At 72.6% G+C, this 23,989-nt stretch carries 16 protein-coding genes; 6 read left to right on the plus strand and 10 right to left on the minus strand.

What is annotated here, in order from left to right; all coding sequences use genetic code 11:
• Positions 1 to 313 (plus strand): peptidoglycan-binding domain-containing protein (locus KN815_RS15450; RefSeq protein ID WP_253208997.1); only part of this gene is annotated, 313 nt, incomplete at its 5' end.
• A 26-nt stretch (positions 314 to 339) separates the two neighbouring features.
• On the opposite strand, the gene KN815_RS15455 is transcribed toward KN815_RS15450, so the two are convergent.
• The 3 genes from KN815_RS15455 to KN815_RS15465 all read right to left on the minus strand — a co-directional run bounded on the left by KN815_RS15455 (position 340) and on the right by KN815_RS15465 (position 4,659).
• A complete protein-coding gene (locus KN815_RS15455) occupies positions 340 to 1,701 on the minus strand; it encodes a CAP domain-containing protein (protein WP_216342514.1) in 1,362 nt (453 codons plus the stop codon).
• A 136-nt stretch (positions 1,702 to 1,837) separates the two neighbouring features.
• On the minus strand, positions 1,838 to 3,310 hold the full coding sequence (locus tag KN815_RS15460; protein WP_216342515.1) for an NAD-dependent succinate-semialdehyde dehydrogenase: 1,473 nt from the start codon (positions 3,308 to 3,310) through the stop codon (positions 1,838 to 1,840).
• An 89-nt stretch (positions 3,311 to 3,399) separates the two neighbouring features.
• The gene (locus KN815_RS15465; protein ID WP_216342516.1) at positions 3,400 to 4,659 is read right to left on the minus strand and encodes an aspartate aminotransferase family protein; all 1,260 of its coding nucleotides are present in this window, start codon (positions 4,657 to 4,659) and stop codon (positions 3,400 to 3,402) included.
• 202 nt (positions 4,660 to 4,861) lie between these two features.
• Here KN815_RS15465 and KN815_RS15470 point away from each other — a divergent pair, with 202 nt between their 5' ends.
• Positions 4,862 to 6,547: a PucR family transcriptional regulator gene (locus KN815_RS15470; protein WP_216342517.1), complete on the plus strand. Its 1,686-nt coding sequence runs from the start codon at positions 4,862 to 4,864 to the stop codon at positions 6,545 to 6,547.
• 73 nt (positions 6,548 to 6,620) lie between these two features.
• Here KN815_RS15470 and KN815_RS15475 read toward each other — a convergent pair whose 3' ends face one another.
• The 6 genes from KN815_RS15475 to KN815_RS50365 form a co-directional block, all read right to left on the minus strand.
• On the minus strand, positions 6,621 to 7,226 hold the full coding sequence (locus KN815_RS15475) for a LuxR C-terminal-related transcriptional regulator (protein WP_216342518.1): 606 nt from the start codon (positions 7,224 to 7,226) through the stop codon (positions 6,621 to 6,623).
• 332 nt (positions 7,227 to 7,558) lie between these two features.
• Positions 7,559 to 10,366 (minus strand): ATP-binding protein, encoded by a 2,808-nt coding sequence (locus KN815_RS15480; protein WP_216342519.1) that lies wholly within the window; start codon positions 10,364 to 10,366, stop codon positions 7,559 to 7,561.
• Positions 10,356 to 13,112 (minus strand): AAA family ATPase, encoded by a 2,757-nt coding sequence (locus tag KN815_RS15485; protein ID WP_216342520.1) that lies wholly within the window; start codon positions 13,110 to 13,112, stop codon positions 10,356 to 10,358. The genes KN815_RS15480 and KN815_RS15485 overlap by 11 nt, the downstream gene beginning before the upstream one ends.
• Positions 13,113 to 13,169: 57 nt before the next feature.
• Complete coding sequence (locus tag KN815_RS15490; RefSeq protein WP_216342521.1) at positions 13,170 to 16,070, minus strand: helix-turn-helix transcriptional regulator; 2,901 nt, start codon at positions 16,068 to 16,070, stop codon at positions 13,170 to 13,172.
• Between the two features lie 227 nt (positions 16,071 to 16,297).
• Positions 16,298 to 16,804 carry an ATP-binding protein gene (locus tag KN815_RS15495; protein ID WP_216342522.1) on the minus strand — a complete coding sequence of 169 codons (507 nt, stop codon included), beginning with the start codon at positions 16,802 to 16,804 and terminating at the stop codon, positions 16,298 to 16,300.
• The gene (locus KN815_RS50365) at positions 16,801 to 16,995 is read right to left on the minus strand and encodes a DUF5999 family protein (protein WP_253208998.1); all 195 of its coding nucleotides are present in this window, start codon (positions 16,993 to 16,995) and stop codon (positions 16,801 to 16,803) included. Before KN815_RS50365 ends, KN815_RS15495 begins: the two co-directional genes overlap by 4 nt.
• Before the next feature lie 308 nt (positions 16,996 to 17,303).
• Between KN815_RS50365 and KN815_RS15500 the strand changes: the two genes are divergently transcribed.
• Positions 17,304 to 19,679: an ATP-binding protein gene (locus tag KN815_RS15500; protein ID WP_216342523.1), complete on the plus strand. Its 2,376-nt coding sequence runs from the start codon at positions 17,304 to 17,306 to the stop codon at positions 19,677 to 19,679.
• Between the two features lie 250 nt (positions 19,680 to 19,929).
• The gene (locus tag KN815_RS15505; protein WP_216342528.1) at positions 19,930 to 21,924 is read left to right on the plus strand and encodes an aminotransferase class I/II-fold pyridoxal phosphate-dependent enzyme; all 1,995 of its coding nucleotides are present in this window, start codon (positions 19,930 to 19,932) and stop codon (positions 21,922 to 21,924) included.
• Between the two features lie 28 nt (positions 21,925 to 21,952).
• On the opposite strand, the gene KN815_RS15510 is transcribed toward KN815_RS15505, so the two are convergent.
• Entirely contained in the window at positions 21,953 to 22,423 is a 471-nt protein-coding gene (locus KN815_RS15510) for a hypothetical protein (RefSeq protein ID WP_216342524.1), read from the minus strand.
• 212 nt (positions 22,424 to 22,635) lie between these two features.
• On the opposite strand from KN815_RS15510, the gene KN815_RS15515 reads away from it, so the two are divergent.
• Together KN815_RS15515 and KN815_RS15520 are read left to right on the plus strand one after the other, a co-directional pair.
• Complete coding sequence (locus tag KN815_RS15515; protein WP_216342525.1) at positions 22,636 to 23,496, plus strand: Sco1979 family transcriptional regulator; 861 nt, start codon at positions 22,636 to 22,638, stop codon at positions 23,494 to 23,496.
• Positions 23,497 to 23,501: 5 nt separating this feature from the next.
• Positions 23,502 to 23,738: a DUF397 domain-containing protein gene (locus tag KN815_RS15520; protein ID WP_216342526.1), complete on the plus strand. Its 237-nt coding sequence runs from the start codon at positions 23,502 to 23,504 to the stop codon at positions 23,736 to 23,738.
• Positions 23,739 to 23,989: the final 251 nt, after the last annotated feature.

The raw sequence follows: 23,989 nt of genomic DNA on the forward strand, positions 1-23,989 counted from the left end.
GACGGCGCCCGCGACCTCCGCGGCGCCCGGGACGCCGAGCGCGCCCGCCTCGCAGCCGCCGGACGACGCGCTGCCGCCGCCGGGCGATCCGGGCGATGTGCTGACCCTCGGGGACACCGGGCCGGAGGTGACCGAGCTCCAGAAGCGTCTGCTGCGGATTCCGAACGTGTATCAGGACGGGCCGGTCAACGGGCAGTACGACCAGAGCCTCGCCCAGGCCGTCTCCCGGTTCCAGGTGTGGTACGGGATCCGGGGCGACGCGAACGGGGTGTACGGGTCCGCCACGCGGCAGCAGTTGGAGTCCCGCACCTGAGCGACCCTTCCACCGTCGGCCGGGATTCAGACGGCGCCGAAGACCTGGGTCCAGTACGTGCCCGCGCGGCTGCCGGTGGCGTGGCCGACGCCGATATGGGTGAAGTCGGGCTTCAGGATGTTGGCGCGATGGCCCGGGCTGTTCATCCAGCCGCGCACCACCTCCGCCGGGGAGCGCTGGCCGCATGCGATGTTCTCCCCGATGCCGCGGTGCGTGGCCCCGGCGGTCCGGGCCCGGTCCCAGGGCTGACCTCCTTCGGGGCCGGTATGGGAGTAGAAGTCGCGGGCCACCATGTCGTCGCTGTGCGCCTGCGCGGCGGCCGTGAGCCGGGGGTCCGGGGCGAGCGGTGCCAGCCGGGCGGCGGCGCGCTCCGCGTTGGTGAGGGCGATGACCTCGGAGGCCAGGCGCAGCAGCCCGTCCGGGGTGAACGGCCGGGCCCATACCGCCGTCCAGTAGACGCCCCCGGTGGTGGGGCCGTCGGCCCGGCCGATCCCCAGGTGGAGGAGGTCCGGGTCCTGGAACGGGCCCCGGCGCTCGTCGCCTTCGAGGCAGTAGTCCACGAACTCCCGCGGGGTGCGCGGCCCGGAGACGATGTGCTCGGCGATGGTCAGCGGGGTGTATCCATGCGCGGCGATCCGGTGGAAGAGCGCTATGCCGTCCGGGGTCTCCAGCCCCAGCACACCGTGGGCGGCCATGGCCCGGGCGTGCGCCTCGGCGGCGGCGGTCAGCCGTCCGTCGAGGGCCACGGGGGCGGCTCCGGCTCGTGCCCGCGCCGCGTTCACCACCTCCAGGGCATGCCGTACGGCCTCGTCGGCGGGTCCCGGAGCGGCGGGCGCGGGAGGCGCGGTCCCGGCCCGAGTGGTCGGCGCGGGCATGGGTCGGGTGGGCGGCGGGGGCGGCGGGGCGTCGTCGGCGGCGACATCGACGCCGAAGTCCCGCGCCACACCGGCCAGTCCGTCGGCGTAGCCCTGGCCGATCGCCCGCACCTTCCATCCGCCGCCGCGGCGGTAGATCTCGGCGAGCAGCAGCACCGTCTCCGCCGAGGGGCGCGGCGGGGCGAACCGCGCCAGTACCGATCCCCTGTCGTCCAGGACGCTCAGCACGGGCGCCGGGAGCCGCCCGAGCGGGGTGCCCGGGTCGGCGGGGCTGATGACGAGGGTGACCCGGGCGGCGCCTGGCCGCAGCCCCCGGGGCCGCAGGGTGACGGCGTCGCCGTCCAGCCGGGCGCCGGGCGCGGTGGGCTGGTTGAAGAAGACGAAGTCGCCGTCGTCCGCGACCTTGCCGTCCTCGCCGGTGATCAGCGCGGACAGGTCGAACGGGCCCGGCACCCGGATGGTCAGCGCGCCGTCGGGCAGCGCCTGGTTTCCGCCGGGCACCAACTCGCCCATGTCCGCTCCTCACCGCCGCGCATCCGGAGGCAACGCGTCATGAAGGCAACGGCCGGGCGCACCCGGCGGTTCCGGCGGTGTGCTCCCGGCGGTTCCGCGGTGTGCCCCCGGCCGTTCCGGCGGTGGGGCCCGGTCGTCAGACCGGCACCGCGACGTACTTGTACTCCAGGAACTCGTCGATGCCGACACGTCCGCCCTCGCGTCCGAGCCCGGACTGCTTGACCCCGCCGAAGGGGGCCGCGGGGTTGGAGACCAGACCGGTGTTGAGGCCGACCATGCCGACCTCGAGCCGCTCGCTCACCCGCAGCGAACGGCTCAGATCCTGGGTGAACACATAACCCACCAGGCCCCATTCGGTGCTGTTGGCGGTGGCGACGACCTCGTCCTCGTCGTCGAAGGTGAGGACGGCCGCGACCGGTCCGAAGATCTCGGTCCCCATCAGCCGGCTGGCCGGGGAGACGCCGGTGAGCACCGTGGGCGGGTAGAAGCAGCCGGGGCCCTCGGGGGTGCTGCCGCCGACCAGGACCTCGGCGCCGCGCGACACGGCGTCCGCGACCAGCTCCTCGACCTTGGTACGGCCGGCCTGGTCGATGAGCGGCCCGACGTCGACACCGGGCCGGCTGCCGGGGCCGACCTCCAGCGCGCCCATGCGGCGGGCGAGCCGGTCGGCGAACTCGGCCGCGACGGAGGAGTGGACGAAGAAGCGGTTGGCCGCCGTGCACGCCTCGCCCATGTTGCGCATCTTGGCGGTCATGGCGCCCTCGACCGCGGCATCGAGGTCGGCGTCCTCGAAGACGATGAAGGGGGCGTTGCCGCCCAGCTCCATGGAGGTGCGGACCACCGCGGGCGCGCACTGGGCGAGCAGGGTGCGGCCGACCTGGGTGGAGCCGGTGAAGGAGAGCTTGCGGATGTGCCCGCCGGTCAGCAGCGGCTCCACGACCTCGCCCGCGCGGGAGGTGGTGACCACATTGAGCACCCCGGCCGGAAGCCCGGCCTCCGCCAGGATGCCGGCCAGCGCGAGGCTGGACAGCGGGGTCTGCGGGGCGGGCTTGAGCACCATGGTGCAGCCCGCGGCGATGGCCGGGCCGATCTTGCGGGTGCCCATGGCCAGCGGGAAGTTCCACGGCGTGACGAGCAGACAGGGGCCGACCGGGCGGCGCATCAGCAGCATGCGGTTCCTGCCGTCGGGCAGCGTGGAGAACCCGCCCTCGATGCGTACGGCCTCTTCGGAGAACCAGCGGAAGAACTCCGCGGCGTAGGCCGCCTCGCCCCGCGCCTCGGCCAGCGGCTTGCCCATCTCGGCGGTCATCAGCGCGGCGAGCGCGTCGGCCCGCTCCATGATCAGCTCATAGGCGCGGCGCAGGATCTCGCTGCGCGCGCGGGGCGCGGTGGCCGCCCACTTCTCCTGGGCGTCCTCGGCGGCGGCCAGGGCGCGCTGGCCGTCGGCGGGGGCGGCGTCGGCGACCTCGCACAGCACCTCACCGGTGGCCGGGTCGTCGACCGGCATGGTCTGCCCGCCGGCCGCGTCGGACCACGACCCGGCGATGTAGAGCTGCTTGGGCACCGCCGCGAGGACCTCGGCGGCCGAGGGGTACGAGGGGGTGGGCATAGGGGCAATCTCCTTCGTGACCGCCGCCGGTCCGAGGGGTTCGGACCGGCGGGCGGATCGGGCTCCCGTCGGGCGTTGTGCGGTGCGCGTCAGGAGTCCGCTGTTCCGGCGCTGACGGCGGCGGACCAGGCGCGCAGACCCTCGTCGATCGCCGCTTCGTCGACGACGAGGGCGGGGATCATCCGGACCACATGGTTCCAGGCCCCGCACAGGAGCAGCAACAGCCCTTCGTCCACGGCGGCGCGCTGCACCCGGGCCGCGGTCGCCGGGTCCGGCTCGCCGTCCTCGGTGACGAACTCGCTGGCCAGCATGAGGCCGAGGCCGCGCACATCGCCGATGGCCGGGGTCTTGGCGGCCACGTCCTCCAGACCGCTGCGCAGCCGTGCCCCCATGGCCTTGGCGTTGGCCACCAGGTTCTCCTCGCGGACCACGTCGAGGGTGGCGGCGGCGGCCGCGCAGGCCACGGCGTTGGCCCCGTAGGTGCCGCCCTGGGAGCCGGGCCATGCCTTGCTCATCAGCTCCTCGGAGGCGGCGATGCCGGACAGCGGGAAGCCGCTGGCCAGCCCCTTGGCGGTGACCAGGATGTCGGGGCGGATGCCGAAGTGGTCATGGCCCCAGAACCGTCCGGTGCGGCCCACCCCGGTCTGCACCTCGTCCAGGATCAGCAGGAAGCCATGGCGGTCGGCCCGCTCCCGCAGACCCTGGAGGAAGCCCTCGGTGGCGGGTACGTAGCCGCCCTCGCCGAGCACCGGTTCGACGATGATCGCGGCGGTGTCGTCGGGCGGGGAGATGGTCTGGAGGACGTAGTCCAGTTCCCGCAGGGCGAACCGGGTGGCGGTCTCCTCGTCCCAGCCGTACCGGTAGGCCGTGGGGAACGGGGTCACCACGACGCCGCTCATCAGGGGCGAGAAGCCGGAGCGGAAGCGGGTGCCGGAGGTGGTCATGGAGGCGGCGGCCACGGTGCGGCCGTGGAATCCGCCGTGGCAGACCAGGACGTTGGGCCGGCCGGTGGCCTGGCGGGCGAGGCGCAGGGCCGACTCGACCGCCTCGCTGCCGGAGTTGGAGAAGAACAGACTGTCGAGGCCGGTGGGAAGCACCTCGCCCAGCTTCTCGACCAGCCGCCGCAGCGGTGGGTGCATGACGGTCGTGTACTGGCCGTGGATGAGCGTGCCCACCTGCTCCCGCGCGGCGGCGACGACCCGCGGATGGCAGTGTCCGGTGCTGGTGACGCCGATGCCCGCGGTGAAGTCGAGGTATCGCCGCCCGTCCTCGCCGTCGATGTAGGCGCCCTCTCCTCGGACGGCGACCACCGGAGTGGCCTGACGGAGCTGCGGCGACAGATTGGTCATGTTCTCTCCCACACGCACAGGTCGGCGATGCGCTCGGACACTTCGAGGGTGAGGGGGCGCACCCGGTCAGGACAATGATCACTGTGTCGCGGGGTGGTGATCGGTATGGACGATCTGTCAACGACCTCCCCCACAGCTCCTGTCAAGATGCCGGGCGGGGTGATGGTTGCGCTCGGCGCGGGGGCTTGCCAGAGTGAGCGGTATGAACGGCTCCGGCGGCACCGCGTACGACGCCGCCGGACGGCCGCGGTCCCGCCCCGCCGGGCCCCCGCGGGTCCCCGGGCGTTCCCCGCTCAGCCTCGCCGACGTACTGCGGCTTCCGGTGCTGGCCGCCGGGGTGCCGGAGGTGGTGTCCGGCCATGGGCAGCTCTCCCGGCCGGTCCGCTGGGTGCATGTCACCGAACTGCTCGACCCGGCGTCCTTCCTCAAGGGCGGGGAGCTGGTGCTGACCACTGGGATGCCGCTGCCCGAGGACCCGGCGCTGGTCCGCCGGTATGTCGACGAGCTCGCGGACATCGGCGCCGCCGGGCTGGTGATCGAGCTGGTGCGGCGCTACCACCGGCCGCCGTCGGAGCTGGTGCGGGCCGCTCTGGCGCGGGACTTCCCGCTCGTGCTGCTCTCCCGGACCGTGAACTTCGTGGAGGTCACCCAGGTTCTCCACTCCCTGATCGTCGGCAGCCAGGTGGAGAGCCTGCGCCGGGCCCAGGACGTCCATGACACCTTCACCGCGCTGACCCTGCGGGGCGCCGGGCCGGAGGAGGTGGTGGACATGGCGGCCGAGATGAGCGGGCATCCCGTGGTGCTGGAGAACCTGGTGCACCAGGCCGTGATCTGCGGTTCGCCGGGGCGCGGCGTGGAGGGGGCGCTGACCGGCTGGGAGCGGCGCTCGCGCGCCACGCCCTCGCCCGACCGGACCGGGCTGAGCGGTCCCGAGGACTGGCTGGTGACCGCGGTGGAGTACCGGGGCGAGCGGTGGGGGCGGCTGCTGATGCTCCCGGACGGGGCCGGGCAGTCGGCGGTGGGTCCCGAGGACGCGATGGTCCTGGAGCGCACCGCCACGGCCCTGACCATCGCCCGGCTCACCCATCACACCCGCTGGGAGCGGCGGGCCCAGCGCACCCTGCTGCTGGACCTGGTGGAGCAGCGCTGCCGTTCGATGGGCGAGGCCCGGGCCAGGGCCGAGGCGCTGGGCGTGCCGGTCGCGGGCCGCCGGCTGATGGTGGCGCTGGTCAGCCCCGGCCCGGGCGCCGGGGAGACCACCGAGCTGGAGGACCGGCTGACGGACGAGCTGGGGGCGGCCGGGGCCGCCGTGCTGGTCGGTGCGGTGCCCGGTGACCACATAGGGGTGCTGCTGGCCCTGCCCGCCGCCACGCCCTGGCGGCCGCTGGTGGAGCGGCTGAGCCGGTCGGTGCGGGAGTCCCGTCCGGAGGCGGTGATCAGCGTCGGCTCGGAGGTGTCGGAGCTGTCACAGACCGCCCGGTCGTTCCAGCAGGCGGCGCGGGTCGCGGACGCCGCCGTTCCGGGGACGCCGGACAAGGCGTTCCACGAGCTGTCCGACATCGGGCTGCGGCAGTTGCTGTACGCGCTGCGCGGCGATGTGCGGCTCCAGGAGTTCGTGGAGCGGCAGTTGGGGCGGCTGGTGGACTACGACGAGCGGCACGGCACCGATCTGCTGCCGGTGCTGCACACCTTTCTGGACGCGGCGGGCAACAAGACGGTGGCCGCCAGGCGCGCGAATCTGTCCCGCCAGGCGTTCTACCAGCGGCTGCACTCGATAGAGCGGGTGCTCGGCTGCGATCTGGAGTCGGGTGAGCAGCGCACTCAGCTCCATGTGGCGCTCACCGCCTTCCGGCTGTTGCGGCTGTCCCGGGGCCCGGCCCCGTCCTGACATGGCGACGCGCCACGGCCGGCCCGGATCCGGGCCGGCCGTGGCGCGTCTGTCGGCACCCGCGGCGCGCGCGTCATTTGACGAAGTCGTCGACGACCTTTGGCGGCCAGCAGCCGACGTTGAGGACGCCGATGGAGTAGGCGCGGGAGACGAGGGCGGCCCGGTTGGGCACCCGCAGCTTCCGCAGCAGCCGCGTCACGTGGTACTCGACACCCTGCCGGCTGAGGTAGAGCCGGGAGGCCAGCGGGATCGTGGAGAGTCCGGCGGCGATGCCCTCCAGAATGCGCGCCTCGGTCTCGGTGAGGAGCTTCTTGCGGTCGGTGACCATGTCCACCTCCTCGCCACCCGCGGTGGGTCGCATGACCACCAGGATCGAGGCCACATGGGCGGAGCCCTCGCGCACGGCGACCGCCGTGAGCCCGCTGGTGAAGGCGGCGCCCTCGGCCCCGATGGCCACCACATGGGTGGTGAACCGGTGCCGGGAGCCGTCGAGGAGCCGGGTGAACTGCCGCTTCACCGCCTGCCGCACGCTGGGGTGCAGCAGGTCACAGAAGTCACGGCCGCACACGTCCGTGGAGGCGTCGTCGAACTGCCGGAAGAATTCCCGGTTCGCCTGCTGGACGGTGAGCGACGGGTCAAGACAGACGACACAGGCCCCTGGCTGGTCGAACTGGCGCAATAGATCCGTGTACTCGGTCTGCTCGTGTCCAAGCTCGTGGGGGGTTGGCCGAGCCGAATCGGTCAGTAAAGGCAATGCCAAGGGACTGCCATCCCTTCCTAATTCTCAGAATTCGGAGCTGAATACCAAATATTCAATTCCAAATGTTCATTTCAGAATTGAGACTAGGGATCTACGAGCACGGAAGTCAACGTCAACAGGGGTGTGGCCACCCAATCCCGTGGTGGGGTGCCCCGAAGGTTCGGTCCGAAGCCCACCGCTTCGGTGGGCCGGTACGGTCGGTTCACGAATCCTCGTCAAACACCGTCCAATTATCGCCGTTAACGTTATGTTCATGAATCCATGCGAGGCAGCAGCTCGATGAGCTCGCGGCGTCCGGAGACGCCCAGCTTGCGATAGGAACTCGTCAGATGCTTCTCGATGGCGCGAGAGCTCACCCCCAACTCGGCGGCGACCTCCTGGTTGGTGAGGCCGCGTCCCACGAGGGAGGCCACGGTGCGCTCGGTTCGGGTGAGGGCCGCCTCCGGCGGGGCGGCCGACGCGCCGCTGCCGGCCGCCGCCCGGATCCGCTCGACGAGCCAGGGGACCCCGCACGCCGCGGCCAGGCCGCCGGCCTCCTGGAGTACCGCCGCCGCCTCGCCGCCCGGTCTCAGCTTGCGGCCCAGCAGCAGGAGTGTGCGGGCGAGTTCCAGTTCATCGGCCGAGGCACGCAGCACATCGACCGATTCACGCAGCAGCCGCACCCCCTGGTCACCGCCGGTCAGCCGGGCCTTCACCCGCAGCGCGCGGCCGAGCGCCACCGGGGCGCCCCACTCCCTCGCCCGCAGCAGCTCCTCCTCGGCCAGCGCCCCGGCCGCGCCGGGGTCGCCGACGCGCCGGTGCAGCTCGGCCGCCCAGGGCCGCCAGGCGAAGAGCACCGGATTGCGCCAGCCCGACGCCTCCAGTTGCCGGCCGCAGGCCAGCAGGGTTTCCAGGGCGCTGGTCCAGCGTCCGTTCCCGGCGTCCTGGGCCGCCTTGGCGAACTGGAGCGTCGCGGTCAGGGCCAGGCTCGAGGAGCGGCGCCGCCCGGGGCCGTCCAGAATCCGCTCGATCAGTACGGGGTCGTGAAGGTCCAGGGCGACGCGGGTGAGGGCGAGGGTGGAGACGACCCCGGCCTCCTGCCAGTGCACCTCCGCCAGCCGTACGGCGCGCTCGGCGAACTCACGGGCCTGGGAGACGCGTCCGCGGGCGCTGAGCACCATGGCCTGCTGGACGTTGACGAGCGCGTCGGCGACCGTGCCGCCCTGCCGCCGGGTCTGCTGTTCCATCGCGAGCCAGGAGCTGATCCCCCGTACCGAATCGGCGGCGACCAGCCCGATCACCACCAGCGGCAGCGGGGTGTGGACCTGTTCGGAGGTGGCCGGTTCGCGCTCCAGGATGCGGTTCGCCAGCCGGGAGACCTCGGCCGCGGGCCATCGGGCGGTGAGCACCGCCGAGTTGAGCAGCACCGCCGTCAGCTCACGCTCGGCGGCGGTGATCAGCGCCGGCTCCTCCCCCAGCGCGGACAGCCGCTCCACCGCGGCGGCCAGCTCCGCCGGATCCTCGTGTCCGGCGTGCCGCAGCCGCGCCTCGAGCCGCAGCGCCACATCGCGCGCCGTGCCCTCCAGCGAGGTGGCGGGCCCCAGGTCCTCGGCGACCTGGTGCAGCAGATCGATGGCCGACGGTGGCCCCAGGCCCACGATGGTCGGCGAGATCCGCAGGGCCGCGGCGGCCCGGAGCCTGGGCGTGGTCAGCAGGGGTATCGCCTGGGAGATATGGCGTTCGCAGGCGGCCGGGTCGAAGCCGCGCTCCGCGGTGGCCAGATCGATCAGCAGCCGGGCCCGGCCCTCCCCCGCCAGCGAGCCGTCCAGAAGGGCGCGGCGCAGATAGCGGGCGGCGATACGCGGCGCTCCGCGGCGCAGCGCGGTGTCCGCCGCGGCCCGCAGCACCTCCACCGCCCAGGGATGGCCCGAGCTGGTGACGGCCATGAGCTGGGCCGCGACCAGCTCGGCGGGGCGTCCGTTGTGGTACAGCAGGGCCGCCGCGGCGTCGTGCAGCCGCTCCCGTTCCGCCACGGTCATCGAGGACTCGACCGCGTCCTGCACCACCCGGTGCAAAAAGCGCGGCTCCTGCTCGGCGGCGAGCAGCCCCACCTCGTGGAGGACGCGCAGCGTGGCCAGGAAGCCGATCGGGTCAAGACCGGCCAGCTTGGCCAGCAGGTCCGGTTCCGCCTGGCCGCCGAGGACCGCGATGGCCGCGGCCAGGTCCCGGGCGGGCCGCGGCTGGACGCGCAGGGAGCCGGCCAGCCGCTCGCGCAGCAGGGCGGGGCGCAGCGAGCGGACCGTCTCGACCTGCTCGGCGATGGGCCGCACGCCGCTCATGGCCAGATCCGCCAGCACCGATTTCAGGAACAGCGGGTTGCCCGCGGAGGTCTCATGGCAGGCGCGGGCGAACTCCTCGTCCCCCGGCACGCCGAACTGCTCGTGGACCACTTCCTTGGTGGCGCCAAGGGACAGCGGCGCGGGGCGCAGCTCCCGCCGCGCCGCGTCGACGACCTCCCGCAGCAGCGGGTCCCCGGGGCGCCGGTAGCCGTCCCGCAGCGCGCAGACGACCACGGCGCGCAGCCCGTGCAACCGCTTGACCAGGAAAGCGAGCCAGCGCAGCGACGGAGCGTCGACCCATTGCAGATCGTCCACCAGGATGAGCAGCGGGCGTTCGGCGCTGACGGCGGCCAGCGCCGAGCGCAGGCCGTACAGCGCCTCCTCGGGCATGGTGAGGGTTCCGCCGTCGTCGAGCAGCGGGGCGTCGTCGGAGAAGACCGTACGGTAGAGGTCGTCCTCTGCCCCCAGCCGCCACTCGTGGAGTTCCTCCGGGGCACCGGTGAGCAGGCTGTCGAAGAGCTGGCGGACCACGCCGAGGGCGAAGTCCTGCTCCACCGGCGCGGCGTTGGCGCGCAGGACGCGGATCTCCTCGCCCTCGGCGAGCATCGGGAGCTGCTGAAGCAGCGCGGTCCGGCCGATGCCCATCGGGCCGGTGAGCAACATCAGCGACGAGTCGCCCGCCGCCCCGGCCCGCAGGGCCTCAGCGACCTGGGCCAGTTCGGCCTCCCGTTCAAGCAACATCCGTTCCGTCTCCCTCTGCCGCCCGCAGCAATGCGATCAGCTCTGCTCGGCCGCTGATCCCCAGCTTCCGGTACGCGCCGCTGAGCCTCAGCTCCACGGTGCGTCTGGTGACAGAGAGGGTTTCCGCTATCTCCCGGTTGCCATGGCCGAGTCCGACAAGGGTCGCGGTGCGCTGTTCGGGTTCGGTCAGGCTCGCCCACGCCGGATGCGGGACGCGGCCGCGGACGGCGGACTGCCCCGCCCGCTCGGACAGTTCGCGCACCCGCGCGACCAGCCGGCTGGAGGACCGGTGGGCGATGACGAAGGTGAACAGTTCGGCCACCAGGGGGGCCGCGGCCTGCGGGTTCCCCGCGTCGAGTTCGGCCGTGGCCAGTTCCATCAGGGACCCCGCGTAGGCGAGCCGGGCCGGGGTGTCGCGCAGGGTGGCCACCGCCTCGCGGAGACGGTCCACCTGCCCCTCACGGCCCACCCGTCCGGCGCCGAGCTGAGCCCAGCCGATCGTGTTGGGGGCTCCCCACAGCCGGGCCAGCGCGAGTTCCTCGTCGGTGAGCCGCCGTGCCTCCTCGTGGTCGCCGAGGGCGTCGTGGACCCGGGCGGCCATCGAACGCCATGGCATCAGGGCGGGGTTGATCCGGCCGCGGCCCAACTCCCATCTGCCGGTGGACCGGAACAGCTCCAGCGCCTCGGGCAGCCGCTCGTCCTTGACGGCCACCAGCGCCCTGGCGAAGAGCAGATAGCCCCAGGAGGCGCCCTCCCGCGACTCGGCTGGCGCGGACACGCCCGCGAGCGCGCCGGCCTGGCCGACCTCGCCGTTCTCCAGGGCGATGAGGATCCGGAGGGCCATCAGATACGGGACGGTGTAGCGATGCCACAGGGCGCGCGGCAGTGACCGCTCCGCGGCGGCCACATCCCGTTCGGCCATGTCGAGCCGGCCGCGCCGCAGGTTCAGCTCGCCGCGCACGGCCAGGGTCTGGGCGGCGGCCGCGCGGGCGTGCCGCCTGCGCAGATCGGTGTGGAGCACGTCCAGCCGGACCTCGGCCTCGTCCAGGTCATCGGTCAGCAGCAGGGTCCGGGCGGCGGTGAGCCGGGGCAGGATCAGGGCCCCCGCGGCGCCGTCCACCGTGAAGACCCGCTGGGCCAGCGCCCGGGCGGTGGGCAGGTCCTCGCCGCGCAGGGCCAGTCGCCAGGCGACCGCCGCGGCCTGCACCGGGCAGGTGGGGTCGGCGGGCAGCGGGGGGATGCCGTCCGGGACCAGATCGGTGTCCTCCTGCCCGACGGACTCGGTGAGCCAGAACAGCCCGGCCAGGGCCCCTCGTTCCTCGCCGTCGGTGAAGGGCAGTACGTCGGCGATCGCGCGGCGCAGCGCCTTGTCGTCGCCGCGGGAGAGCCCCAGGTCGGCGGCGCGTATCCGGATCCGGCCGGGCCCGCCGTCGCCGGTGCGGATGATCTCCGCCAGCCGGCGGCCCGCGGCCTCGGGGGCGGCCAGCACTTCGATGGCGGCCAGTTCCAGGCCCAACTGGGCGCGCGGCGCCGGGTCCAGCGGCTCCTCCAGCGCCCGCGACAGGCAGGCGATCGCCTGGGCGGTGCGGCCCCCGCGCAGTGCGGCGGCGCAGGTGCGGCGCAGTACGGGGATCACCCAGGGCTCGTCGACCGGGCGGGCGGCGAGCAGCAGCCGGGCGATGTCCTCGTCGGGTACGGCCGCCCGGTAGGCCAACTCGGCTGCGCGGGCGTGCAGTTCGGCCCGCTCGTCGCCGGGCATCTCGGCGAGGATCCAGCTCCGCGCCTCGGGCCGGCTCAGCCGGAGCCCGGTCTCGGTGGCGGTGGCGAGCCCGCTTTCCTGGAGTGCCTCGGGGAGTCCTGGCTCGCTCGCGGCGCGGGGGCCCGCGAGCGTGTACAGCAGGGCGAGATCCAGCAGATCGCCGCAGACGGCGAGGACGCGGACGACGGCGACGGCCGTCTCGGACAGCGCCCCGAGTGCGCGGACGGCGTGTTCGCCGCTGACGGCCTCGGCGATGGTGCACAGTTCCGGCACCCGCCCGGCCACCGGTGCGTATCCGCGTCGGATGAAGCGCCTCAGCACCTCGGACAGCACCTCGGGGTTGCCCGCGCTCGCCTCCAGGGCGGCCGTGGTGAAGGCGGTCTCGCCGGGGCGGTCGCAGATCAGCGCGACCGTGGCGGCCACATCGCGCGGAGCGAGCGGGGCCAACTCGACTTCGAGGGTGATCACTTGCTGCGGCGCGGTGGAGAGGGGGCAGGCGGCGGGGCGGAGCCGGCCGGTGCCGCTGACCAGCAGGGCGATCCGGGCGTCGGGCAGGCGCCGGATGAGCGCCCCGAACCAGCGCTGCGAGGCCGGGTCCAGCCATTCCACGTCATCGACCACCAGCAGCGTGGGCTGTCCACGCGCGGTCCGTAGCAACTCGGTCAGGCCCGGTAAGCGGCTCTCGGGTCCCCGTCCGGTGAGGGCCTTCAGCGAGCCGTCGGTGAGTCCCTCCATCGGGGCCAGCAACTGTGCCACCACGCCGTAGCGCACCTCGCGCTCGCCCGCCGTCGCCTGGGCGCGCAGCACGCGGTAGCCCTGGTCCTCGGCCAGCCGGGCGGCGAGGTTCAGCAGGCGGCTCTGTCCGTAGCCGGGCCTGCCGACCAGCGTCACCACCGAGGAACGGCCCCTGCCGAGATCGGCGACGGTCTGGGCAAGCATGGCCTGCTCTCGTTCACGGCCGGGGAACGGGAGCCCGTTGAGCTGCATGGTGCGACTATATGCCTGGGGCGGGGTGCGGACGTGGCCCCCGGCCCCGCGTACGCGTCAGCGCCGACCGCGGGAGGCGAAGACCCACGCCGGTGCCTGTGGGTCGGGAAGTCTCGGGGTTTTCAGCACCGCGGCCAGCTCACCGCGCTGACCGACACTCAGCTTCCGGTAGACGCTGGTGAGATGGGTCTCGACGGTGCGTACGGTGACGAACAGCGACTCGGCGATCTCGCGGTTGCCCGCCCCGCGGGAGGCCATCTGGGCCACTTTGCGCTCGGTGCCGGTGAGCAGGTCGACCGGTGAGGCGGTGATCTCGCGCATCCGGCCGCCCGCGGCGACCAGCCGGTTACGGGCGTCCTTGGCGAGCGCGAGCGCGCCGCAGCCCTGGGCGAGGTCGACGGCCGAGCGCAGCCGCTCCCGGGCGTCGCGCGGCCGCCCGATGTCCAGCAGCGCCCCGCCGAGCAGGAACTCGGCCCGGGCGTACTCGGCGCGGGCGGGCGAGCCGGAGAGATGCTCGACCGCCTCGGTGAGATACCCGATGCCCGCCTCGCCGGGAGTGGTCACCCCGCGGGCGAGGGCGGCGAGTCCGAAGGCGCGCGGGGTGCTCCAGCGGCGGGCCAGTTCGGCGCCGTGCTCGACCAGGTCCCGCGCCTCGTCCGCCCGCTTCTCCGCCGCGAGCACCCAGGCCGCCTCGGTCCACCAGGGCACGAACGCCGGGTTGGCGAAGCCGGAATCCTCCAGGGAGGCACCGCAGTCGAGCAGCAGCCGCAGCGCGGTGGCGCCGTCGCCGAGCGCCCAGCGGGCCCGGGCGCGGGCCATGAGATACCAGTGGTACTCCATGACGAACCCGTCCAGATTCGGCCGGGTGACGGCGGCCAGCAGCTCCTCGGCCCGCTCCGGTTCGCCCCGGTCGATCAGAATCGTCGCCAGCGCGGTCTGGGGCATGGTCACATTGCCGCTCCAGCGCTCCTCGCCGATGATCTCGACCGCGGTCTGGGCGTCGGCGAGCGCGTCGGGGATCGCCCCGAAGCCGTGCAGCAGCATGGCGCGGTAGGACAGGGTGATCACATACGACCACACCGCGGCGTTGTCCTGGCCCTGGCGCAGCGCGTGGTCCAGCGCCTCCATCGCCCCCTCGACCTCGTCGGCCAGGCCCAGGGTGAACGCGGAGAAGAGCAGCGACCAGTTGTCGAGCCGGTCCGAGGAGCCGAGCGCGCGGTGGGCCTGTTCCACGGTCCGCCGCACCGAGCGGCCCTCCATCGCGGACAGGACCGTCATCATGGCGAGCATCTGCCGCTGGGCGGGGGTGTCCCCGGAGGGTTCGGGAATCCGCGCGAAGCGCTCCCGGACCGTATGGATCGTGGCCTTTTCGTCGGATCCGCTGATCAGCAGCGCCGATTGGACGAGGGTGCGCAGCTCACGGTCGCGCGGATCGGGGTCGGGCCCCAGCTCGGCCTCGAGTTCGTCGAGCACCTCACTGAGCACTCGGACGGCGGTCGGTGACTGCTGGACGGTGAGGCAGGTGAGGCCGAACTGCACGGCGATGGGCGCCTTGGTACGGACGTCGGTGGCCAGCGTGAGCGCGCGCCTGAGCAGGCGGATGGCCTCGGCGGGATTGATCTCCGCGAGCGCCTTGGCGAGCGGGACATGGGCCGACAGGCTGTCCGGCTCCGCCTCCAGGACGCGGTAGAGATAGCGGGCGGCGGCCTCCGGGGCGCCGCGGTGCTCGGCCTGGACGGCGGCCTCCCGGAGCACCCAGCCCATCCACGGCTGGGGGGTGCCGGGCACCAGCAGCACCTGGTTGGCGACCTCCTCGGCGGGCCGTCCGGCGTCGCTCAGCAGCAGGGCCGCCCGGGCGCGCAGCTCGGCCAGCGGCTTGTCCCCGGCGGCCTCCAGCACCGCCGAGCGCACCACGTCATGGGCCAGGTCCGCCCGGTCCGGCGCCATCACCTCGGCCCCGCGCAGCAGTTCCACGGCCTCCGCGACACGGGCCGCGGGCACCCCGGCCAGCGCGCCGATGTGTTCCACGTCCTCCTCGCCGAGCACCGCGATGGCGGTGGCCACGTCCCGCACCCAGTCGGGCCGGGCGTCGAAGAGGGCGCGCACGGACAGGGCGACCACGCAACTCCCGACCTCGGCGATCTCGCGCAGGCCGCTCTCGTCGGGTGAGACGCCCTTGGCCCGCAGCTCGCGCAGCAGCCGGGTGACGGTCAGCGGATTGCCGCCGCAGACGGCGGCGGCGCGCCCGGCGAAGGAGTGCGCGACGGGGGCGGCGAAGACCTGGCGGGCCATTTCGGCCACTTCGGTGTCGGTGAGCGGGTCGAGGCGGATCACCGAGGAGCGGGGCTGGGCGAGGATGTCCGCGAGCGTCGCGGGGGCGACCGGTTCCTCCTCGGTGCGCTGGGCGAGCACCACCAGCAGCGGCAGCTCGTCGGCCCGGCGCAGCAGGAAGTCGATCCAGCGCAGGGAGCGCTCGTCGCACCAGTGCACATCGTCCAGGACGAGCACCAGCGGGCCCTGGGCCATCAGGTTGGCCGCGAGCCAGTACAGGCCGTGCAGCACCGGGTAGACGGAGGCGGCCGTGGGCGGCCCCTCCTCGCCCGGGTGGGGGCTGAGTGCGGGAAGGGCGCGGCGGGCGCTGCCGCGCAGCAGCGGGGAGTCCTGGGCGTCCTCGGCCGAGAGCCCGAGTCCCCCGAAGAGTGCGCGCACTCCGCTGTAGCCGGCGCCGGCCACCACCTCACCGCAGGTGCCGCGCAGAACGGTCATCTTCCGGCAGACATCGCTGTCGAGGAAGACGCGCAGCAGGCTGGTCTTGCCGATTCCGGCCGGGCCCGACAGGACCACCAGACCGGAGCGGCCGTTGTGGGCGGCCTCCGCGTGGGCGGTCAGCGCCGCGAGTTCGGCAGCGCGCCCGACAAGCGCGCCGGGTAAACCGGAATCGTTTTTCCGGTCCACCACGCAGCCTCCTAGAGCCACAGAACGCGAACAATCTTCCGGAAAAGTCTGCTACTGCCGCGATCAGGAGGCTACACGACCGCTGTGACGACGATCAATATCGATCAGTGAGGCCCGGAGACGGAAGGCGTGGTGAGGGCGATCACCATTCCGGCCCCGGGCCCTTCGGTATCACTGTGTGGGTACGAGGCATGAAGTCGTCTATGGCATCTCCTTTCGTCGGCTCACGTTCACGGGGTCATATGCGCTTCTTCGAGCGCGGCTTCCAGCGCGATGGCAGGTGAGTGGAGCTCGAACCAGACGACCTTGCCCGCCGCCGTGCAGGTGGAGCCCCAGCAGCAGGAGAGCAGGTCCAGCAGATGGAGCCCGCGGCCGCCTTCGTCATCGCCGCACGCGCGGCGCACCCGGGGCTGCCCGGGGTCCTCGTCGGCCACCTCGCACCGGAAGGCGCGGTCGACGGAGCACAGGGAGAGCGTCAGGCGGATCGGTCCGCCCGCGTGCCGCAGGGCATTGGTCACCAGCTCGCTGACGAGCAGCTCGGCGTCGTCGGAGAAGTCGCGCAGCGCCCATACCCCGAGCTGGGCGATGGCCAGCCGCCGGGCCCTGGGCACCGACGACGGCTCGGAGGGCAGCAGCCACGACGTCCCGCCGCTGGTGGCGGGGGGACGGGCGGCCTCGGGCCGGCGCTCGGTGCTCACCGGGGCGCCGCGCGAGGTGGTGAGAGTGGTCGCGTTCATGACGACTGGTCGGGGCTGATGCGGGGGGCGGGGACGGCACGCCCGTCGGGAAGGAGTTCACCCGTGTCCGCGAAGATCACCACTCCATTGCAGAGCAGGCTCCACCCCTGCTCGGGGTGGGTGGCCACCAGACGCGCCGAATCGTGATCCGATGCGTCGGCGGATGGACAGGGAGGTTGATGGAGGCACATGATCCGAACCTTCGATCTTCCGCCGTGGGCTGGCGGAACTCGTTTCCGAGGTCACCATGGTGGGTCGGCGCGGCGGTGCGCGACGAGGGGAGATCTCCCCGCATGGGTACCCGAACCCGCCCCCGGCCCCCGGGGGGGAGGTCACGGGTGGCCGACGCCCGCTCACCCTCGGTGAAACACGCCCCCCCGCAGGCGGACCGCCCGTCCGAAGTGCGTGCGGTGGTTCCCGGCCCGGGCATAGCCTGGAAACAGGGCTTCGGGTCCGTGCGGGCATCGGCCCGTCCACCCGAGCCCGGTGCGAGGCATCGATGGGTGCGGTGGCGACGAGCACCCCGACCGGACGGCAGACAGTGCGGCTGCCGGCCGAGGTGACGAGTTTTGTGGGACGTCGGCATGAGGCGGCCGAGGTCAAGGAGATGCTGTCCGCGTCCCGCCTGGTCACCCTCACCGGCGTCGGCGGAGTGGGCAAGACCCGGCTGGCGCTGCGGGTCGCGGACGAGGCGCGCCGGGCCTTCCCCGACGGCGTCTGGCTGGCCGAACTGGCCGAGCTGGACAACCCCGCGCTGCTCGCCCAGGGCCTCACCGAAGCACTGGAGATACGGGACCACTCCCCCCGCCCGGCGCTCGACGTCCTCGTCGACCATCTGCGGGACCGGCAGGCACTGATCGTCCTCGACAACTGCGAACACCTTCTGGAGGAGTGCGCCCGGCTCGCCGACCGGCTGCTGCGCGCGGCGCCCCGGCTGCGGCTGCTGGCCACCAGCCGTCAGGCGCTGGGCACGGCCGGTGAGCAGAGCCTGGCCGTCCCCACCCTCGGGCTGCCGGACCTCGAAGGGCCACGGCCCACCCTCGCCACCCTTGCGCGATGCGACGCGATACGGCTGTTCACCGAGCGGGCGGCGGCCATCGTGCCCGGATTCCAGCTCACCGAGGACAACCGGGACGCCATCGAGCTGATCTGCCGCCGGCTCGACGGCATCCCGCTGGGCATCGAGATCGCGGTCGTACGGCTGCGCGCCCTGTCCGTCCAGCAGCTCCTGGACCGGCTCGACGACCGGTTCCGGCTGCTGACCACCGGCTCCCGGACGGTCCTCCCGCGCCATCAGACGCTGCGGGCGCTGATCGACTGGAGCTATGAGCTGTGCACCGAGCGGGAGCGGCTGCTGTGGGCCCGGGTCTCGGTGTTCGCCGGAAGTCTGGATCTGGACGCGGCCGAGGCGGTCTGCTCCGGCGAGGGCATCGACCGCGCGGAGATCCTGGACCTGGTGACCGAACTGGTGGACAAGTCGGTGCTGCTCCGGGAGGAGCACCGGACGGCGGTGCGCTACCGGATGCTGGACACACTGCGCAGCTACGGCCGTGAGCGGCTGGCGACCGCCGGCGAGGAGGACGTACGGCTCAGGCGCCATCGCGACTACTACCGCGGGCTCGCCGCGGACGCGCGGGCGGCGCTCTTCGGACCGGCCCAGGTGCAGTGGTTCGCCCGGCTCCAACTGGAGCACGCCAATCTGCGCACCGCACTGGAGGGCTGCCTGACCGAGCCCGGGCAGACCGGCCGCGGCCTGGAGATGGCGGCCGATCTGCTCTACCACTGGATCACCAGCTACTACCTCGGCGAGGGCCGCCGCTGGCTGGACCAGGCCCTGGCACGGTGCACCGAGCCGACCGCGGCACGGGCGCGGGCCCTGTGGACCGATAGCTGGCTGGCCGTCATCCAGTCGGACACCGACGCCGCCGCGGCCATGCTCGAGGAGAGCCGGTCCATCGGGACCCGGCTGGGCCTGGACCCGGTGCTCGCCTACACCGCGCTCTACTCCGGCATGGTCGCCATGTACCGGGGCGAGACCCGGTCCGCGATCGCGCTCTACGAGGAGGCCGTGACCCGCCACCGCGCGACCGGCGATCCGGTGGGGCTGGCCCTGGCGCTCATCCGGCTCTCGCTCGCCCACTCCTTCATCGGCGACTCACCCCGCGCGATCGCCCTGGGCGAGGAGTCGCTGGCGGTGTGCGACGCGTACGGGGAGGGCTGGCACCGGGCCTACGCGATGATGGCGCTCGGCATGGACGTATGGCGCCAGGGCGACACCGCCCGAGCGGCCGCCCTGGAGAAGGACAGCCTCACGTTCAACCGCTCGCTGGACGACCCGCTGGGCGTCGCGGTCAATCTGGAGGTGCTGGCCTGGATCGCGGCCACCGACCGGGACCACACACGGGCGGCCGGGCTGCTGGGCGCGCTGAGTACCATCTGGCACGCCATCGGCGCCCCGCACTCCGGCTACGGGCATCTCGTCCACTACCACGAGGAGTGCGAGGCCACGGTGCGGCGGGCCCTGGGCAAGGCGCCCTTCAACACGGCGTTCAAACGGGGCGCCCGGCTGTCCTACACCGAGGCGCTGGTGTACGCGCTCGAGGGCGAACTGCCCAGTGAGGAGCCGGCGGTGGGCGGTCGGCCGTCGCCGCTGACGCCCCGGGAGTCCGAAATCGCGCAACTGGTCGCGCAGGGGCTCAGCAACAAGGAGATCGCCTCGTCCCTGGTCATCGCCCAGCGCACGGCCGAGGGCCATATCGAGCACATTCTGAGCAAGCTGGGTTTCACCTCGCGTGCGCAGGTGGCGGTCTGGGTAGCGGAAGGGCACCGCACCGCGGAGGCCGATGGCCAACACCCGCCGGAGAATCCGGCCTGATCCAAACGACAGGCCCTGGGCCACGCGGCATTCTCAAGGGGCAAGAGGCGGAATACTATTCGATACGGGCGCACATGTCCCCGAGGTTTTCACAAGCCCCACGAAAATCCTCGCCCGGCCCGGCTTCGAGGGATCATGCGTCAGGCTCGAGGGACGAGCCGCAATGGCCGTGTCAGCGCGTCGACGCGACCCATGCGACCGAGGAGGTCCCGCCGTGACTGTTGCCGCAGTCGGCAATACCGGTGATGCCATGGAACTTTTCCGTGGCACCGCCCACAGCCCGTCGTTCTTCGCGCGGGGCCGCGCCGGGGTCACGGGTGGCGGACAGGAGCTCGTGGACTTCTGCATCCCCTGCAATCCCTACTTCCCCACCCCCGCGATGTTCGCCGTGATGGCGGTCAGGCTGCGGGACATCCTCACCTACTACCCGAGCTCCGCCGAGACCATCACCGCGGAACTGGCCGATGTGCTCGGGCTGCAACCGCAGACCATGGCGATGGGCAACGGCTCGACCGAGCTGATCACCTGGATCGACCATCTGCTGGTGAAGGAAAGCCTGGCGGTGCCGATTCCCACCTTCGGCCGCTGGACCGACCAGCCGATGGAGACCGGTAAACGGGTCGACTTGTTCCAGCTTCCGGAAATGAGCGGGTTCGCACTCGACCCGAACGCCTTCGTCAACTTCGTACGTTCCCGGGGCTCTCGGGTCGCCGTGATCTGCAACCCCAACAACCCCGACGGGGGGCTGGTGTCCCGCCAGGCCCTCATCGGCATCATGGACGCCCTGGCCGACCTCGACCTGATCGTGATCGACGAGTCCTTCCTGGAGTTCGCGGACGCCGAGGCGTATCCGAGCGTCGTCGACGAGGCCATCCTGCGCCCGAATGTGATCGTGCTGCGCAGCCTCGGCAAGAACTTCGGACTGCACGGTGTGCGCTTCGGCTATCTGGTCGCCAATCCCTCGCTCGCCGTGCAGATCCGCTCCCGGCTGCCCAAGTGGAACCTCAACTCCTTCGCCGAGGTCATCGTCTTCATGCTGAAGCGGTACCGGCAGGAGTACGTGGACAGCCTGCGCATGCTCAGCCGCGACCGGCAGCAGATGACCAGCCAGTTGGCCGGGCTGCCCGGAATGACGGTCTACCCCTCCCAGGGCAACTTCGTCTTCGTCAAGCTGCCGGCCGGAACCGACGGCGGCTTCGTCCGGGACCAACTGCTGTCCCAGCACGGTGTGCTGGTGCGCGAATGCGGCAACAAGCTGGGCAGCAGCAGCCAGTTCATGCGGCTGGTGGTGCGCTCCCAGCCCGATGTGCAGCGACTGCTGACCGGGCTGAGCACGGTGCTGTACGGGACGTCCTTCTACGCCCCCCAGGTGAGCTGGGAGCAGCAGCCTTCGGTGCCTTCGGGGTACCCGGAAACCTCGGGGTACGCGGGATTGCCGGGGTCCTGGGGATCCGCCGCGCAGGCGCCGTCACTGGACTACTCCTACCAGCAGCCGCCCCAACTGCCCGCGGCACCCATGGCCCAGGAGCCCCAGCCGATGTACTCCGCGGCCGCCCTGCCGGCCCCGCAGGGCGTCTCCGGCGATCCCTACGGGCAGGCATCCTTCACGGGCGCCTCGGCGGGATACGCCCAGCAGCAGCCGCTCGCGGAGCTGTCGCCCGCGTATGTCGCCACTCCCCCGGCCCAGACGCCCCTGTACCAGGCCCCGGCGGCGCTGCCGCAGCCCCAGATGGCCCAGGCCCAGATGGCCCAGACCCCGCAGCCGCTGATCCCGCCGCAGGCAGCGGCGCAGCAGTTCCCGGCCCCGCAGTTACAGCCGGCCCAGGGCCAGGTGTCGCAGAGCCAGGCGTCGCAGGGCCAGACGCAGTTCATGCAGATGGCGCCGCAGCCGCAGAGTGCGCAGTATCAGGACGCCCAGGCGCAGACCGGCCAGATCCCGGCGGTCCAGGTCCAGGGCGGTCCGGGGCAGGGGGCGGCGCCCGCGTACGACTTGTTCCGACCCGAGGAGACGACGGTCGACCAGATCCCGGTCTACGGCCGGCGGAGCGCCGGTGTGCCCGAGCCGTCGCCGGTGGAGCGGACGCAGGCCATGACCTACGATCCCGCCGAGCTGAAGGCCGCGGCCGCGGCGCCGGCCCCGGTGGTGCCCCTCAGCGAGCAGGAGGACGACCCGACCGGGCGGACTCCGGCGCTACAGCGCTATCCGCGCCCCGCGGCATACCTCCAGGGCGACTCGACGTCATGACCGGACCGATGCCATGACCGGGCCGGGCTCATGACCGTGGCAGCCCTTCGTCGCACGGCCAGGCCGGGGAGACTCCGGCCGCCGCGCAGACCGCGATATGCAGCAGCAGGGGGTGGGTGTACGGCTCTCCGTCGTCCGGCCAGTGCACCACACCGGGCTCCTCGGTCCCGATGGGGCCGGTCCGCCGGCCGGGCGGGCCGGTCACCGTGGCACCGACCGCGTAGACGGCCGGTGCGGGCCAGTCGACCCCGATGTCCGACTGCGGCGGCACGATCCACCACCAGCGCCCGGCGCGGGCGAGCACACATCCCGCCCGGGGCAGCAGGGCCATGACCCCGGGGCCGTGCCGCTCGGCGATCCCCACCGCGTCGTAGGCCCGTTCCGTCCGCAGCTCCGGCGGCAGTTGCAGGCGGTGGCTTCCGGACGCCGGACGGAATCCACGCCGGCCGAACCGGCCGCGGACGAGGCCGGTCAGCGCACCGGCGAAGGCGTACGTCATCTAGGGGCACTTCACAAAGGTCGGGCCGCTCGCGCCTGCGGTCGCCGCGGCAGAACGCGGTAACGGGATCATGACGCAACTATGCGCACCGCCGCGCACACTTGGCAAGGGGCACTCTGAACAGTGCAGAGTCGTAAGTGCAATGTGTCCGTTCCGCACTGGCCATGGCACACTGCGAACATCAGCGTTGGGGAGGTCAGGGAGGGATTCAGGTGAGCGAACCGCGGTCGGCCCCGACCGTGGGTCAGGTCGTCCTCGGCAAGAGGCTCCAGGACCTGCGGGAGAAGGCGGGGTTCAAGCGGGACGAGGCGGCAAGAGTGCTGCGGGTCGCGCCCGCCACCGTCCGCCGCATGGAGACCGCCGAGGTCGCGCTGAAGGTTCCGTATGTGCAGATGCTGCTGGACTCCTACGGGATCACCGGCGACGAGCTCGATTCCTTCATCACCCTGACCGAGGAGGCCAACAAGCCCGGCTGGTGGCAGCGGTTCCACGACATCCTCCCGGACTGGTTCAGCGTGCATGTCAGCCTGGAGGGCGCGGCCGAGATGATCCGGGCGTACGAGCCGCATTTCGTCCCCGGGCTGCTCCAGACCGAGGAGTACGCCCACGCGGTCATGCAGACCGGTGCGGTCGGTCAGGCCGCTCCCCGGCAGGCGGAGCGCCATGTGGCGCTGCGCATGGAGCGGCAGGCGCTGCTCACCCGGCGGGACGCGCCCCGTCTGTGGGTGGTGATGGACGAGACGGTGCTGCGCCGCCAGGTGGGTTCGGCGGCGGTGATGCGCGACCAGATCGACCGGCTGCTGGAGTCGGTCGAGCTGCCGCACATCACGCTACAGATATCGGAGTTCAGCTCCGGACACCATCCGGGCACCTATGGGCCCTTCGTCCTCTTCCGCTTCGCTGTTCCCGAACTGCCGGACATGGTCTACGTCGAGTACCTGACCGGCGCCGTCTACCTGGATGAGCGCATCGAGGTGGCCTCCCATCTGGAGGCCCTGGACCGCATGGCGGCCCAGGCGGCAACCGCACGACGCACAAAGGAAATCCTCCGTGATTTCCGCAAGGAGCTCTGATCGGAATGGATCGCATTCACAACGGCATGCGCGCGAGCGACCTCGGCAGCGAGGGCTGGCACAAGCCGTGGAGCGGTGGCAACGGCGGCAACTGCGTCGAGGCCATGAGGCTGGACGACGGCCGGGTCGCGATCCGTCAGTCGACCGATCCGGACGGTCCGGCCCTGATCTACACCCGCCACGAGATCATGGTGTTCATCGAGGGCGCCAAGGCGGGCGAGGCCGATTTCCTCATCTCCTGATCCGCCTCCCGTGCACCGGCCCGCTCTCCGCGGCCGCGCCGGTGCCGCTATGGGCCGCCGCCGTGTCCGGACACGGCGGCGGCCCATGGGTTTGCGGCCCTCCGGCCGTCGGTGTCCGCCGTTACGAGGCGTCCGCCGCCAGCGCCCGCAACAGACCGACGGCGAGCGCGGTACGGGCCGGGATCGGGGCGAGCACCGTGTGCTCATGGCGGGCGTGGGCGCCGGAGCCGAGGGCACCGAGCCCGTCGAGG

This window comes from Streptomyces niphimycinicus, from assembly GCF_018883605.1.
Classification (GTDB): Bacteria; Actinomycetota; Actinomycetes; order Streptomycetales; family Streptomycetaceae; genus Streptomyces; species Streptomyces niphimycinicus.

Coding starts and splice junctions, on each gene's coding strand:
- KN815_RS15470 (WP_216342517.1), top strand. CDS start 4,862: ATGAACGGCTCCGGCGGCACCGCGTACGACGCCGCCGGACGGCCGCGG.
- KN815_RS15505 (WP_216342528.1), top strand. CDS start 19,930: ATGGAACTTTTCCGTGGCACCGCCCACAGCCCGTCGTTCTTCGCGCGG.
- KN815_RS15455 (WP_216342514.1), bottom strand. CDS start 1,701: ATGGGCGAGTTGGTGCCCGGCGGAAACCAGGCGCTGCCCGACGGCGCG.
- KN815_RS15495 (WP_216342522.1), bottom strand. CDS start 16,804: ATGAACGCGACCACTCTCACCACCTCGCGCGGCGCCCCGGTGAGCACC.
- KN815_RS15510 (WP_216342524.1), bottom strand. CDS start 22,423: ATGACGTACGCCTTCGCCGGTGCGCTGACCGGCCTCGTCCGCGGCCGG.
- KN815_RS15520 (WP_216342526.1), top strand. CDS start 23,502: ATGGATCGCATTCACAACGGCATGCGCGCGAGCGACCTCGGCAGCGAG.
- KN815_RS15465 (WP_216342516.1), bottom strand. CDS start 4,659: ATGACCAATCTGTCGCCGCAGCTCCGTCAGGCCACTCCGGTGGTCGCC.
- KN815_RS50365 (WP_253208998.1), bottom strand. CDS start 16,995: ATGTGCCTCCATCAACCTCCCTGTCCATCCGCCGACGCATCGGATCAC.
- KN815_RS15500 (WP_216342523.1), top strand. CDS start 17,304: ATGGGTGCGGTGGCGACGAGCACCCCGACCGGACGGCAGACAGTGCGG.
- KN815_RS15485 (WP_216342520.1), bottom strand. CDS start 13,112: ATGCAGCTCAACGGGCTCCCGTTCCCCGGCCGTGAACGAGAGCAGGCC.
- KN815_RS15460 (WP_216342515.1), bottom strand. CDS start 3,310: ATGCCCACCCCCTCGTACCCCTCGGCCGCCGAGGTCCTCGCGGCGGTG.
- KN815_RS15480 (WP_216342519.1), bottom strand. CDS start 10,366: ATGTTGCTTGAACGGGAGGCCGAACTGGCCCAGGTCGCTGAGGCCCTG.